The sequence below is a fragment of the Quadrisphaera sp. DVD1 genome (assembly GCF_058932755.1).
Map to the genome: position 1 here is coordinate 1 of NZ_JBZYWI010000081.1, position 13,399 is coordinate 13,399.

The window sequence follows — 13,399 nt, forward strand, 5'->3', positions numbered from 1 at the left end:
CAGCTCGGCCCGGTAGCGCGCCGGCATGACCACCTCCTGCCCGTGAAAGCGCCACACCAGCAGCGCGGAGGGGTCGAACCGCGACGAGCAGCGCGCGCAGGAGACCGGGCGGTCGGGGCGGCGGTGGCGCGTGCTCGTGTGGCCGGCCGGGCAGCGCCCCTCCCAGGCCGCGGGGGCCCGCGGCGCGGTGGCGGACACGCACCGCTCGCCCGAGCAGCCGATCGCGCGGGCGGTGGCGCGCCAGACGGCGTCGTGGCCGTGCTCGGCACCGACCAGGGCGTGGGCGACCTCGTGCAGCACGGTGTCGGTCACCTCGGCCTCGCTGTGCAGTTCGGTGAGCACCCGGCTCAGGCCGATCTCGCGGCGCGCGGGCCGGCAGACCCCCGCGCGGGTGCGGGCGCGGTCGAGCACGACGCGCCAGCCGGTCAGGCCGTGCTGGGCCAGCAGCCGCGTCGCCAGCGCCACGGCGTCCTCGATCTGCACGCGAGGACCGTACGGCGCCGCACCGACGGTTCCGCACGGACGCCCGAGTCGCCGGGAGTGACCAGATGTGCACCAGTTCGGGCACAACGCCCACGCCGCGGCCCGTCGCCGACGACGATCAGGAGGAACCCCTCCCGCCGCGACGCGGCACCTCCTCACCGACGGACGGTCATGACCGCGCACCAGCACCTCGACCCGCACCTCGACGCCGTCGAGCTCCCCCGCCGGCCGCGCCGCACCTCCTCCCGGCGCACTCCCTCCCGGCGCACTCCGTCCCGGCGCACAGCCGCGGTGCTCACAGCCGGCGCCCTGACCGCCCTGGCGCTGGTCGCCCCCTCCGCCACGGCGTCGGAGCCGGCCACCGCGGCGGCCCCCGCGCCGACCATCGGCACCGAGGGCGAGCGCTTCTCCCTGCCGGCCCGCGCCGGGCTCCCCTTCGCCGACCGCACCGCCTCGGGCGGGCGCGGGCTGGAGATCCGGCGAGCGGCGACCGCGACCGGCTCGGTGACCGCCCCCGAGGGCGCCACGCGGCTGGACGTCGTCGTGCGCGGCGACCAGTGCCAGGGCGCGCCGGTCGCGCGCGTCAGCGTCGACGGCAAGGACGTCGGCTCCGGCAGGGTCAGCGCCACCTCGTGGACGACGGTCGGCGTCCAGGGGCGGTGGTCGGCCGGTGCCCACACCGTCGCGGTCACCTACACGAACGACCTCAGCACCAGCGCGTGCGACCGGAACCTGCGCCTCGACCGGGTCGCCTTCACGCGCGCCACCCCGGCGACGACGACGCCGGGTCCCACGGCCACCGCCACCGCGAGCCCCAGCCCGACGGCGACGCCCACGGCCACGCCCACCCCGCCGCCGAACGCCGCGAGCGCCACCGCGACCCCACCGGCGGCCACGACCGCTCCGGCGGCCACGGGCAACCCCCTGGCCGATGCGCGGTTCTGGGTGGACCCCGCCTCCGACGCCCGCCGCGAGCTGGCGCGCCGCTCCGGCGACGCCGCCGCCGTCGCCGCCCTGACCAAGATCGCCGACCAGCCCGTCGCGCAGTGGTTCGGCGACTGGGTGCCGGCCGGCCGCGTGGGCGACGAGGTGGCCGCGCGCAGCACGGCAGCGGCCGCCGCGGGCGCGGTGCCGTCGTTCGTCGTCTACGCGGTCCCCGGCCGCGACTGCGGGCAGTACTCCGCCGGCGGGCTGTCCAGCCCGGCCGCCTACGCCGAGTGGGTCCGCGCGTTCGCCGCCGGGCTGGGCGACCGGCGGGCCGTCGTGGTCCTGGAGCCGGACGCGCTGGCCCAGCTGGACTGCCTGTCCCCCGCAGCCCGCACCGAGCGCACGGCGATGCTGCGCGACGCCGTCTCGGCGCTGCGCTCGGCGACCGGTGCCGTGGTCTACCTCGACGCCGGCAACGCGGGGTGGGTCCCGGCCGACCAGATGGCCGCGCGCCTGCGCGAGGCCGGGGTGGCCCAGGCCCGCGGCTTCGCGGTGAACGTGTCGAACTTCGGCCGGACGGCGTCCGAGCAGGCGTACGGCGAGGACCTCGCCGCTCGCCTCGGCGGCTCGCACTTCGTCGTGGACACCAGCCGCAACGGCCTGGGCCCGGCGACCGGCCCCGAGGCGTGGTGCAACCCCCAGGGCCGCGCGCTGGGCGAGCGGCCGACCACGGCCACGACGAGCCGCTCGGCGGACGCCTACCTGTGGATCAAGATGGTCGGGCAGAGCGACGGCGACTGCGGGCGCGGCGAGCCGGCGGCGGGCACCTGGTGGCCCGAGTACGCGATCGGCCTCGCCACGCGCGCCGCGTACTGATCCCCGTCGGGCGCGGACGCCAGCAGCCCCTGACCGTCACCGGTCGGGGGCTGCTGGCGTCTGCGGCGTTGCGAGCTGTTCCGGATCAGCGCTGCTCGAAGGCCTGCGCCATCTTGGCCTGCTCCTCGAGCACCTCGCCGATGCGGGCCTGGACGACGTCGAGCTGGCCGATGATCTCGCTCGTGGCGTGGATGCCGGAGGCCACCGAGCGGCTGCTCGCCTGGATGCCGGCGATCTGGTCGGAGACCTGCTTGGTCGCCGCCGCGGTCGCCCGCGCGAGGTCCTTGACCTCGCTGGCCACGACCGCGAACCCGCGGCCGACCTCGCCGGCGCGGGCCGCCTCGATCGTCGCGTTGAGCGACAGCAGGTTCGTCTGGTCGGCGATGCCAGAGATGATCTTGATGACGTCGCCGATCGCGGCCGAGGCCTGGCTCAGCGCCTCGACCTCCCCGGTCATCGTCGACGCGCGGCTGACCGCCTCCTCGGCGACCCGGCCGGCGTCCACGGTGGTCTCGCGCAGGCGCGCCACGGTGTCCAGCAGCTCGCGGGCGTTGGCGGAGTCGGCGTCCGCGCGGCGCACGATGTCCAGCCGCTGGGAGACCAGCTGCTGGACGTTGCGCAGCGCCGCGGTGCGCGACTCCGACAGGTCGATCGTCTCGGTGACGAAGAAGTCCATCGTGCCCACGATGCGGCCGCCGGCCATGACCGGGAAGCACACGCCGGAGCGGACGCCGGCGCGCTGCGCGGCGGGAGCGCGCACGCAGTCGGTGACCTCGGCGAGGTCGCGCACGAAGACGAGGTCGCGGGAGCGCCAGGCGCGCCCGGACAGGCCCACGCCCTCGGCGAAGGACGCCGCCAGGGTGACCTTGCGGAACTCCTCGCCGGCCGAGCCGGACTCCTGGGCGAACCGCAGGACGCCCGCCGCCTCGTCGAGCGCCCAGAACGACCCGTAGGCCCAGCCGAACGCCTCGCGGACCGTGTCGAGCGCGGCGTGCAGCGCCGAGCGCTCGTCCTGGGTGTCGCCGACGCTCCTGACCACCGTCGTCACCGCGAGCTGGTCGTCGAGGGTCTCGCGCAGCTGGGCGGCGGAGACGGCCGACTGCGCGGCGCGCGCCGCGATGCGGCCGATCGTCTCCCACTTCTCGGTGCGGCCGCCGAAGAAGGGCAGCTCGCCCGAGGTGTAGTACTCCTGCAGCGCGACCATCCTGCCCTCGTGCAGCACGGGCAGCACGCAGCCGCGGCTCGCGCCGGCCGACTTCGCCAGCTCCCAGCGCAGGCACTTCACACCCACCGTCGAGGTGTCGACGATCATCGGCTGGCGGGTGCGGATCGCCTCGCCGGCCAGGCCGTCGCCCGCGGCGAGGGCGCGCGAGGCGTCCCAGCCCGCGGCCATCTTCGGGGCCATGGGGCCGGTCTCCGCGCGCAGCGCGAAGGCGCCGTGGCCGTCCGGCAGCCACACCGAGCCGTAGGAGAGGTCGAGCGCGCCGGCCAGGGTCTCCACGACGCGGCGGTGGGCGTCGACCGCCGTGCTCACGCCGTCGTCGAGCGCGGCGAGCACCTTCTCCAGCGCCTCGACGTCCTTCGGGTAGGGCGCCGGCGCGGCGGGAGCGTTCCGTCGGGAGTTCGCGAGCAGTGGCACGTGGAGTCCTCGGGTTCGGCGTGGGGCCGCTCCAGCGGGCCCGTCGAGCCTTCATCGGCACCACCCCCGGAGAGTTGAGCCCGTCGGTCGATCGACGGACGGCTGGGCCGATCGGCGCGAAGGCCTGAAGGTGGCCCGGGCGGCGTCCGATGACCTCGCCATGCGCAAGATCCGCTCCGGAGCCGGCACGAGCGCCCTCGACGACGCCACGGGCGCCGGGGAGGCCGCGGCCCGTGCCGCCACCGCCGGCCTCGAGGGCGCGGCGCCGTCCCTGGTGCTGGTCCTGGCCTCCGTCCGCTACGACCTGCCCTCGCTGCTCGCCGGTGTCCGGTCCGTGACCGGCACGGCGCCGCTGGCCGGGGCCACGAGCGCCGGGCACTTCACGGGGCTGGACCTCGCCGAGCCCGGCACCGGCGTCGCGGTCCTGGTCCTGTCCGGCGGCGGCTACCGCTTCGGGGTCGGGTCGGCGTCGGGGATGGCCGAGCGGCCGGTCGAGGTCGGCGCCGAGCTGACCCGGGCGGCGCGCGCCGCCGCGGGCGCGGGCCCGGAGCAGCCGCACGCCGCCGTCTTGCTCTTCACCGACGGCCTCGGCGGCGACCAGCAGGCCGTGCTGACCGGCGTGCACCGCACGGCCGGGGCCACGGTCCCCGTCGTCGGCGGCGCCGCGGGCGACGACCGCCGCATGCACGTCACCTCCGTCTTCCACGACGACCAGGTCATCACCGGTGGAGCGGTCGGCGTGTGGATCGCCTCACCGCGGCCGCTCACCGTCGCGTCCGCGCACGGCTGGACGCCGGTCGGCCTGCCCCAGATGGTCACCCGCTCCGAGGGGCTCCTCATCCACGAGATCGGCGGGCGCCCCGCCACCGCTGTGTACGGCGAGCACGCCGACCTCAGCGCCGGCGAGGGCATGCGCCGCGCCGACGGCCGCCTGTGGCAGGCCTCCTACGCGCTCGGCGTGATCGAGCCCGACGGCTCGCACCTCGTGCGAGGGGTCTTCCCCGGCGCCGACGGCGGCCCGCTGACCAGCTTCACGCCCCTGCCGCCGTTCTCGGCGGTGCAGGTCGTCACCGCCACCCCCCAGGCGCTGATGGACGTGGTGGCCGACGTCGCCTCCCGCGCGCTGGTGCACGGCGACGAGCGGGTGCTCCTCGTCTTCGACTGCATCGCCCGGATGGACGTCCTCGCCGGTGGGCACCCGGAGGAGGTCCGGCGCCTGCACGAGGCGGCGGGCGAGGCCACGACGTTCGGCTTCTACACGTACGGGGAGTTCGCCCGCACCCGCGGCCTCGGGGGCGTCCACAACGCGACGCTCACCGCGATCGCGCTCTGAGGTGCGCTCGTGACCGCGTCCTCCGACCCGTCCTTCGACCCGTCCTGCGAGCGGCACCTGGCCGAGGTGGCGGCCCTGCGCCAGCAGGTGGCCGCCGCGACCACGGCCGCCGGTGAGGCGTTCCGGGACTCCGCGCGCCTCGTGCGCCTGCTCGAGGTCATCGGCGAGCCCGCTCCTCCCGACCGGCTCGTGGACCGGGTGCTCGGCGTCCTCTCGGAGAGCTTCTCCGCCGACCTGACCTACCTCGTGCGCCCCGTCGACGGGCGCGTGGACGTCGTCGCCGCGTGCGGCTTCGGCGACGCCGGCGAGCCGCTCGCCCCCACCGTCCCCGGCGGCGAGGCGCTGTACGGCGACGGGCTGCCGGTGACGTGGGCGTGCCCGGCCGGGCAGGAGCCGCCGGTCGTGGGCGGCGTGCCGGTGGTCGCCCTGCTGCACGTGCCGCTCGCCGAGGGCGACCCCGGGGCCGGGGCGCTGGTGCTCACCCGCTCCAGCGGCGCCTTCACGCTCGGAGAGCTGCACCTGCTGCGCTCGGTCGCCTCCCGCCTGCGCTCGTCCCTCGAGGACGGCCAGCGCCGGGCCGCCGTCGAGCGGCTGGCCCGGGCCGGGCACCGGCTCACCCGCCACCTGCACCTGCAGCCCCTGCTCGAGGAGGCGGTGGAGCTGCTGCGCGAGGTCACCGACGCGGGCTGGGCCGCGGCGGTGATCGTCGAGGACGGCGTGGCCTCGCTCGCCGCGCAGGACCAGATGCCGCGCGCGGGCGTGCTCAGCTGGCCCCGGCGCACCGAGGACCTCGCCGTGTGGCCCGCTGCGCTGCGCGGCGAGGTCCACCACGACCCCGACCTGGCCGCCGGGGCGCTGTCCCCGGCCCTGCGCCAGAGCGCGCGGTCGCTGCTCTGCGTCCCGGTGCTCCACGAGGGCGCACCGGTCGCGCTGCTCTACGCCGTCCACGCGCGCCCCGCTGCCTTCTCCCCCGCGGACGTGGAGGCGGCGACCCTCTTCGCCGGCTACGTCAGCGCCGCCCTGGTCAACGCGCAGCTCTACCGCGCCCTGGCGAGCAGCGAGACGCGGCTGCGCCTGGTCACCGACGCGATCACCGACCTCGTCGCCGTCGTCGACGCCGGTGGCACGGTCACCTACGCCTCGCCGTCCTACGCCCGCCAGGTGGCGCACGCGCCCGCCGACCTCGTCGGCACCGACCTCGCCGCGCTCGTCCACCCCGAGGACCTCGGGCGGTTCCTCGCCGGGCTGCGCGCCGCACCCGCAGCGAGCACCTGCGAGCACCGGCTGCTCGACGGCCGGGGCCGCTGGGTGTGGGTCGAGAGCGGCCTGGGGCCCGCCCCCGGGGTCGAGGCGGGCGTCGTCGTCTCCTCCCGCCTGGTCGGCGAGCGCCGACGGCTGGAGGACGAGCTGCGCCAGCGCGCCACGCACGACTCGCTCACCGGGCTGGCCAACCGCGACCTCGCGCGCCAGGTCCTGGAGGCGTCGCTGCGCGCGCAGCGGCCCGGCATGGTCGGGCTGCTCTTCTGCGACCTCGACGAGTTCAAGTCGGTCAACGACCGGCTCGGCCACGAGGCCGGCGACGACCTCCTGCGCCAGGTCGCCCGGCGGCTGCGCGCGTGCGTGCGCCCGGAGGACCTCCTGGCGCGCCTGGGCGGCGACGAGTTCGTCATCGTCCTCGGCGGCACCACCGGCCTGGACGCCGTCACCGCGGTGGGCGACCGGGTGCAGCAGGCGCTCAGCGCCCCCTTCGCCCTCGGGCGCGAGCGGGTGCGCGTCGGCATCAGCATCGGCGGGGTCGTGGGGCGGCGCGGGCCCGACGGCGACCACGCCACCGACCTGCTGCGCGACGCCGACGCCGCGATGTACGAGGCGAAGCGCAGCGGGCGCGGGCGGGTCGAGGTCTTCGACGGAGCCGCCGCGCGGCGCTCGGTCGAGCGGCTCACGCTGCGCTCGGACCTGCTCAGCGCCCTCGAGCGCGGGCAGCTCGAGGTCCACTACCAGGCGATCGTCGACCTCGCCGACGGCGCCACGACGGGCTTCGAGGCGCTGCTGCGCTGGCACCACCCCGACCTGGGGCCCGTCTCCCCCGTCGCCTTCGTGCCCCTCGCCGAGGAGACCGGGGCGATCACCGAGATCGGCGCCTGGGTGCTGGAGCGGGCCTGCGCCGAGCTGGCCGCGTGGCAGCGGCTGCCCGGCGGCGAGCGCCTGAGCGTCTCGGTCAACGTCTCCCCCGTGCAGCTGGAGGAGCCGGCGTTCGCGGAGCGGGTGCTGGACGTCGTCGCGCGGACCGGGGTCCGCCCGCAGGACGTGTGGCTGGAGGTCACCGAGGGCATCGCCGTCACCGAGCAGCTGCTCGGCCAGCTCCACGCGCTGCGCCGCGCCGGCGTGCGCCTCGCCCTGGACGACTTCGGGACGTCGTACTCCAACCTCGGCTACCTCAAGGCGCTGCCGGTGGAGCGGCTGAAGGTCGACCGCTCCTTCGTCGCGGGCCTCGGGGACGAGAGCGGCGACGGGCGCGGGATCGACGTGGGGATCGTCCGCGCCGTCCTGGCGATCGCCGACGCCGCGGGGCTCTCGGTCGTCGCCGAGGGCATCGAGACCGCGGCGCAGCAGCGCGTCCTGCTCGACCTGGGCTGCCCCGCCGGCCAGGGCTTCCTCTTCGCCCGGCCGGTGCCCGCAGGCCAGGCCCGGCGCGCCCTGGCCGACCAGCTGGGACGGCGCCGGCAGCGCCTGGCCGCGGCGCCGGGCACCGCGCTCACCCGCTGACCCGGTTCCCCGTGGGTCGGTTCCACGTGGGTCGGTTCCACGTGGACCGGTGGCCGGCGTCCTAGACGATGCCGTGCGCGTGCATCGCCTCGGCGACCCGCACGAACCCGGCGATGTTCGCGCCCAGCACGAGGTCGCCCGGGGCGCCGTACTCCTCCGAGGCGGCCTGGCACCGGGCGTGGACGTCGCGCATGATCTCCGCCAGGCGCGCCTCGGTGTGCGCGAAGGTCCAGCTGTCGCGCGAGGCGTTCTGCTGCATCTCCAGCGCCGACGTGGCCACGCCTCCGGCGTTGGCGGCCTTGCCCGGCCCGAACGCGACGCCGGCCTCCTGGAACACGCGCACCGCGTCGGGGGTGGTGGGCATGTTCGCGCCCTCCGACAGCGCGATGCACCCGTTGCGGACCAGGGTCACCGCGGCGTCGGCGTCCAGCTCGTTCTGCGTGGCGGAGGGGATGGCCACCTCGCAGGGGACGTCCCAGACGGAGCCGCCGGCGACGTGCCGGGCGCCTGGGGAGCGCTCGGCGTAGTCGCTCAGGCGCCCCCGCCGGACCTCCTTGACCTCCTTGAGCAGCTCGAGGTCCAGACCGGTCTCGTCCACCACGTAGCCGTCGGAGTCCGAGCAGGCGATCGGGAGCCCGCCGAGCTGGGCCACCTTCTCGACGGCGTACAGCGCCACGTTGCCCGAGCCCGAGACGACGACCCGGCGGCCCTCCAGCGAGGTGCCGCGGGCCGCGAGCATCTCCGTGGCGAAGAAGGCGGCCCCGTACCCGGTGGCCTCGGTGCGCACGAGCGCCCCGCCCCAGCCCAGCCCCTTGCCGGTCAGCACGCCGGACTCGTAGCGGTTGGTGATCCGCTTGTACTGGCCGAACAGGTAGCCGATCTCCCGCCCGCCCACGCCGATGTCGCCGGCCGGCACGTCGGTGTGCTCGCCCAGGTGCCGGTACAGCTCGGTCATGAACGACTGGCAGAAGCGCATGACCTCGGCGTCCGAGCGCCCCTTGGGGTCGAAGTCCGAGCCGCCCTTGCCTCCGCCGATCGGCATGCCGGTGAGGGCGTTCTTGAAGACCTGCTCGAAGCCGAGGAACTTCACGATGCCGAGGTACACCGAGGGGTGGAAGCGCAGGCCGCCCTTGTACGGCCCCAGGGCGGAGTTGAACTCGACGCGGAAGCCGCGGTTGATCTGCACCTCGCCCTGGTCGTCGGTCCACGGCACGCGGAAGATGATCTGGCGCTCGGGCTCGCAGATCCGCTCGATCGTCTTGAGCTCGGCGTACTCGGGGTGGCGCGCGAGCACCGGCGCCAGCGAGTCCAGCACCTCGCGGACGGCCTGGTGGAACTCCTGCTCCCCCGGGTTCCGCCGCAGCACCTCGGCGTAGATGGCCTCGACGGTGGAGCGGGCGTCCACGGTCATGGTGCCCTCCTGCGACTGCTGCGTCAGGTGCCTCAGGGGCCCGGTCGGGCCCTCCGAGGAGGCTACGACGCGGACCGGGGTGCGCCGCACCCCGAGCAGCGCCCGCTCGTGCGGTCCTCGTCCAGCCGCCCGCACTCCGGGCAGACCCACGGCAGCAGGCAGGCCGCCTCGCCGCCGAGCGGCTCGGCGGGCTCCGGTGCCGGGTCCCCCGCCACCGCGCTGGCCTCAGCCGTGCGCCATGTCGACGAAGCGGGAGTAGTGGCCCTGGAAGGCCACGACGATGTTGTCGGTCGGGCCGTTGCGGTGCTTGGCGACGATGAGGTCGGCCTCGCCCGCGCGCGGGGACTCCCGCTCGTAGGCGTCCTCGCGGTGCAGGAGGATGACGATGTCGGCGTCCTGCTCGATGCTGTTGTGGACGGCGATGCCGTTGGCGATGAAGTTGTGCCCGCCGACCACCGTGGCGTCGAACACCTGCTCCTCGCCCTCGGCCTCGATCGAGACCACCTCGTCCCAGAGGACGTCGTTGACGGCCAGGACCTCGAGCTCGGCGTCGTCGAGGACCTCCGCCACGCGTCCGAGCCGCTGCCGTGACGGCGCGTGCTTCCCCAGCGTGCTGCCGCTGAAGGACGTGCCCATCGCCGCGGCGAACTCGTGGTGCGTCATGCGCTGCTCGGCCAGCACGTCACGCACGCGGTCCCACACCTGGCGGGGGACGGTGTCGACGTCGGGGTTGCCGGACGCCGAGCGGACCCAGCCCAGCAGCGCCTCGGCGCTGGTGCCCCGGGCGCCGTGGACACCGATCTCCTGCAGGAAGCGACGCTGGTCGTCCACGCCCGACACGTCCAGGGTGTAGCCCGGGCGGTAGGAGCCCTTGGGGGTGGCTGTGCGCACGCCGGCGGAGATCCCGAAGCGGAGGAGCAGGCGCGAGACGTCGTCGATGAGGCGGCGGCTGGTGGAGGCGTAGGAGACCCGCCCCCCACGACCGCTCTTGTTGACCGTGACGGACCCATCGGTCGCCCACAGGTGGCGCAGGAAGAGGGCGATCTGCTGCTTGGGGAGGTGGAAGACCTCATCGGGCACGAACTTCTCGTGGCTGCGCAGGCCGAACAGGCCCAGGTCGTCGAGCCACGTGGCGACGGGGTTCCGACGGCCGTGGGCCAGGCGGTACGGCGCGGGCAGCCGCAGGCTCGTGCAGCGGGATGCCGGGTGGTCGTCGCGCACGGCGGTGATGCCGAACTCCCGGCGAGCGGCCTCGGTGACCGCAGCGAGGTTCGCCTCGTCCACGCTGGCGTAGCGGAGGGGCTGCCGGCGCACGAAGGACCCGTCACCGAGCAGGTGGGCGAGGAGGAGCACGCGGTCGTCGGCCCACGCCGCGACGCGCTCCGGGCCCGGGACGTGGCGCGGAACCGCCAGCCGCGCGCCAGTGGTCAGCTCGCCGAGCGGCGTCCAGCCCTCGTAGGTGAGGAACGGGTGGTTCGCCGTCGCGCGCACCTCCTTGCCCGAGGCCAGGCGCAGCCGGAACACCTCGCGCGTCCCGGTGGGGAAGACGTGCGTCAGGTGACGGCGGACGTAGCGCAGCGAGTCGTCCAAGGTCCACACGGGCACGTCGCGGGAGCCGAGGGCGTAGAGCTCGCCCATCGTCGTCTCCGCGCCGGTGTCCGCCCGCAGCACGCGCGTGTCCGAGGTCAGGCAGCCCGACTCACGGAGGTCGCTCATCGCCGGCCTCTTGTCCGTGCGCTGCTCAGCACCGCGGTTGAGCTGGGAGATGGCGATGACCGGCACCTCGAGCTCCTTGGCCAGCAGCTTGAGCGCGCGGGAGAACTCGCTGACCTCCTGCTGGCGGCTCTCGACGCGCTTCCCCGACGTCATGAGCTGCAGGTAGTCGATGACGACCAGGCGCAGGTCGTGGCGCTGCTTGAGCCGCCGGCACTTCGCCCGGATCTCCATGAGGGTCATGTTCGGGGAGTCGTCGATGAACAGCGGCGCCTCGCTGACCTGCCCCATGGTGCGGGCCAGACGGGTCCAGTCCTCCTCGCGCATGGTGCCCTTGCGCATGTTCTGCAGCGGGATCTTCGCCTCCGCCGAGAGGAGGCGCATCGTGATCTCGTTCTTGCTCATCTCGAGCGAGAAGACGACGGAAGTCATTCCATTCTTGATCGAAGCAGAACGGACGATATCCAATCCGATCGTGCTCTTGCCGATCGCTGGCCTCGCAGCGATGACGATCATCTGCCCGGGGTGCAGCCCGTTGGTCAGCTGGTCGAGGTCGGCGAACCCCGTGGGCACGCCGATCATCCCGTCGCCGCGGTGGCTGGAGGCCTCGATCTCGTCGATCGTCGACTCGATGACCGAGCCCAGCGGCACGTAGTCCTCGGTCGTGCGGCGCTCGGTGACGGCGTACATCTCCGCCTGGGCGTTGTTGACGATCGTGTCGGCGTCGCCGCCGTCGGCCGCGTAGCCCATCTGCACGATCCGGGTGCCGGCCTCGACGAGGCGGCGCAGCACGGCGCGCTCGCGCACGATCGCCGCGTAGTACCCGGCGTTGGCCGCCGTGGGCACCGAGGAGATCAGCGTGTGCAGGTAGGAGGGCCCACCGACCCGCCCGATCTCCCCGCGGCGGGTGAGCGTGGCCGTGACGGTGATCGCGTCGGCCGGCTCGCCGCGGCCGTAGAGGTCCATGATCGCGTCGTAGATCATCTCGTGCGCGGGGCGGTAGAAGTCCGTGCCGCGGATCTGCTCGACGACGTCGGCGATGGCGTCCTTGGACAGCAGCATCCCGCCGAGCACGCTCTGCTCGGCGGCGATGTCCTGAGGCGGGGTGCGGCCGAGGTCTTCCGAGGGGGGGCCCGCCTGCTCGTAGGGCCCCAGGTCCGCCAGCGTCATCCGTGCCCTCCTCCGCGGGTCCTCCGCGCCTGCCCGTGCCGACCGGTGTGCCGGTCGGCACGACCCTCACCGCGCGCGCCGTGCAGCACAGTCAGCCACGCACCACCGACAGTCCCGCCCGAGGTGCGCCCACCAGCGGCCGCTCGGACCGCGCGGCGGTCCCGGGTGCTCGGTGGGGGGTCGGTGGCACGGTAGGCGCCCCCCGGAGGTGGATCTACCACGCCCCTCTCGCGGGCCTGGGGAGGACGTGTGGACAGGAGCACGGAAGTTGTCCACAGGCAGTGGAAACAGCTGTGGACAACTGGGGACAGCGCTCTGCCGCGCGCTCGCGACCAGCGACGACGATGTCCACCGGGTGTGGACGACGGGTGGTCCACCGGTGAACGCCAGGCGACGGCGTGTCGCGCCGCTCGGCGTGTCGCGGATCGCGCGTGGCCGAGGATGGAGCGGTGGGAGGACGCCGCCGGACCGCCCCCGCCGACCGCGAGCTCCTGGCCCTGGCCGTCCCCGCCCTGGGCGCGCTGGTGGCCGAGCCGCTGCTGCTCCTCGTCGACTCCGCCGTCGTCGGCACCCTGGGCACCCTGCCCCTGGCCGCCCTCGCCGCGGCCGGGGCGCTGCTGTCCACGGCGGTCGGCGTCTTCGTCTTCCTCGCCTACGCGACCACCGCGGCGGTGTCGCGGCGCTGGGGGTCCGGCGACCTCCCCGGCGCCCTGGCCCAGGGCGTCGACGGCGCCTGGCTGGCGCTGGGCCTGGGGGTGGTCACGGCCGCGGCGGGGTGGGTGTGGGCGCCGGACGTCGTCGCGGCCCTGGGGACGCCGTCCGACGCCGCACCGCTGGCGGTGACGTACCTGCGCTGGTCGCTGCCGGGCCTGCCGGGGATGCTGCTCGTCCTGGCCACCACGGGCGTCCTGAGGGGCCTGCAGGACGTCCGCACGCCCCTGGTGGTGGCCGTGGCCGGAGCGGCCGTCAACGCGGTCCTGGACGTCGTCCTCGTGATCGGCCTGGACGCCGGCCTGGCGGGGTCGGCGGCGTCCACCGCCGTGGTGCAGGTCGCCATGGCCGCGGCGCTGCTGCGCGTCGT

Annotated in this window: 8 protein-coding genes; 4 read left to right on the top strand and 4 right to left on the bottom strand. The window is 75.2% G+C overall.

Features of this window, described 5'->3' with window-relative positions; translation table 11 throughout:
• Positions 1 to 483 (bottom strand): SprT family zinc-dependent metalloprotease (locus AC5FZL_RS10510; protein WP_493618535.1); only part of this gene is annotated, 483 nt, incomplete at its 3' end.
• 171 nt (positions 484 to 654) lie between these two features.
• Here AC5FZL_RS10510 and AC5FZL_RS10515 point away from each other — a divergent pair.
• Positions 655 to 2,286 carry a glycoside hydrolase family 6 protein gene (locus AC5FZL_RS10515; RefSeq protein WP_493618536.1) on the top strand — a complete coding sequence of 544 codons (1,632 nt, stop codon included), beginning with the start codon at positions 655 to 657 and terminating at the stop codon, positions 2,284 to 2,286.
• Between the two features lie 85 nt (positions 2,287 to 2,371).
• Here the strand turns inward: AC5FZL_RS10515 and AC5FZL_RS10520 are convergent, their stop codons facing one another.
• Entirely contained in the window at positions 2,372 to 3,925 is a 1,554-nt protein-coding gene (locus AC5FZL_RS10520) for a methyl-accepting chemotaxis protein (RefSeq protein WP_493618537.1), read from the bottom strand.
• 160 nt (positions 3,926 to 4,085) lie between these two features.
• On the opposite strand from AC5FZL_RS10520, the gene AC5FZL_RS10525 reads away from it, so the two are divergent.
• Positions 4,086 to 5,258: an FIST signal transduction protein gene (locus AC5FZL_RS10525; RefSeq protein WP_493618538.1), complete on the top strand. Its 1,173-nt coding sequence runs from the start codon at positions 4,086 to 4,088 to the stop codon at positions 5,256 to 5,258.
• A gap of 9 nt (positions 5,259 to 5,267) precedes the next feature.
• Positions 5,268 to 8,024 (top strand): putative bifunctional diguanylate cyclase/phosphodiesterase, encoded by a 2,757-nt coding sequence (locus tag AC5FZL_RS10530; RefSeq protein WP_493618539.1) that lies wholly within the window; start codon positions 5,268 to 5,270, stop codon positions 8,022 to 8,024.
• Positions 8,025 to 8,085: 61 nt separating this feature from the next.
• On the opposite strand, the gene gdhA is transcribed toward AC5FZL_RS10530, so the two are convergent.
• Both gdhA and AC5FZL_RS10540 read right to left on the bottom strand, forming a co-directional pair.
• Positions 8,086 to 9,435, bottom strand: a complete 1,350-nt coding sequence (gdhA, locus tag AC5FZL_RS10535) for an NADP-specific glutamate dehydrogenase (protein WP_493618540.1) — start codon at positions 9,433 to 9,435, stop codon at positions 8,086 to 8,088.
• 225 nt (positions 9,436 to 9,660) lie between these two features.
• Positions 9,661 to 12,318, bottom strand: coding sequence for a replicative DNA helicase (locus AC5FZL_RS10540; RefSeq protein WP_493618541.1), 2,658 nt, complete (start codon positions 12,316 to 12,318; stop codon positions 9,661 to 9,663).
• 449 nt (positions 12,319 to 12,767) lie between these two features.
• Between AC5FZL_RS10540 and AC5FZL_RS10545 the strand changes: the two genes are divergently transcribed.
• A partial coding sequence (locus AC5FZL_RS10545) for an MATE family efflux transporter (protein WP_493618542.1) occupies positions 12,768 to 13,399 on the top strand: 632 nt, incomplete at its 3' end.

Bases quoted from the DNA above. Each gene is read 5' to 3' on its own strand.
- AC5FZL_RS10515 (WP_493618536.1), top strand. From the start codon at position 655: ATGACCGCGCACCAGCACCTCGACCCGCACCTCGACGCCGTCGAGCTC.
- AC5FZL_RS10525 (WP_493618538.1), top strand. From the start codon at position 4,086: ATGCGCAAGATCCGCTCCGGAGCCGGCACGAGCGCCCTCGACGACGCC.
- gdhA (WP_493618540.1), bottom strand. From the start codon at position 9,435: ATGACCGTGGACGCCCGCTCCACCGTCGAGGCCATCTACGCCGAGGTG.
- AC5FZL_RS10540 (WP_493618541.1), bottom strand. From the start codon at position 12,318: ATGACGCTGGCGGACCTGGGGCCCTACGAGCAGGCGGGCCCCCCCTCG.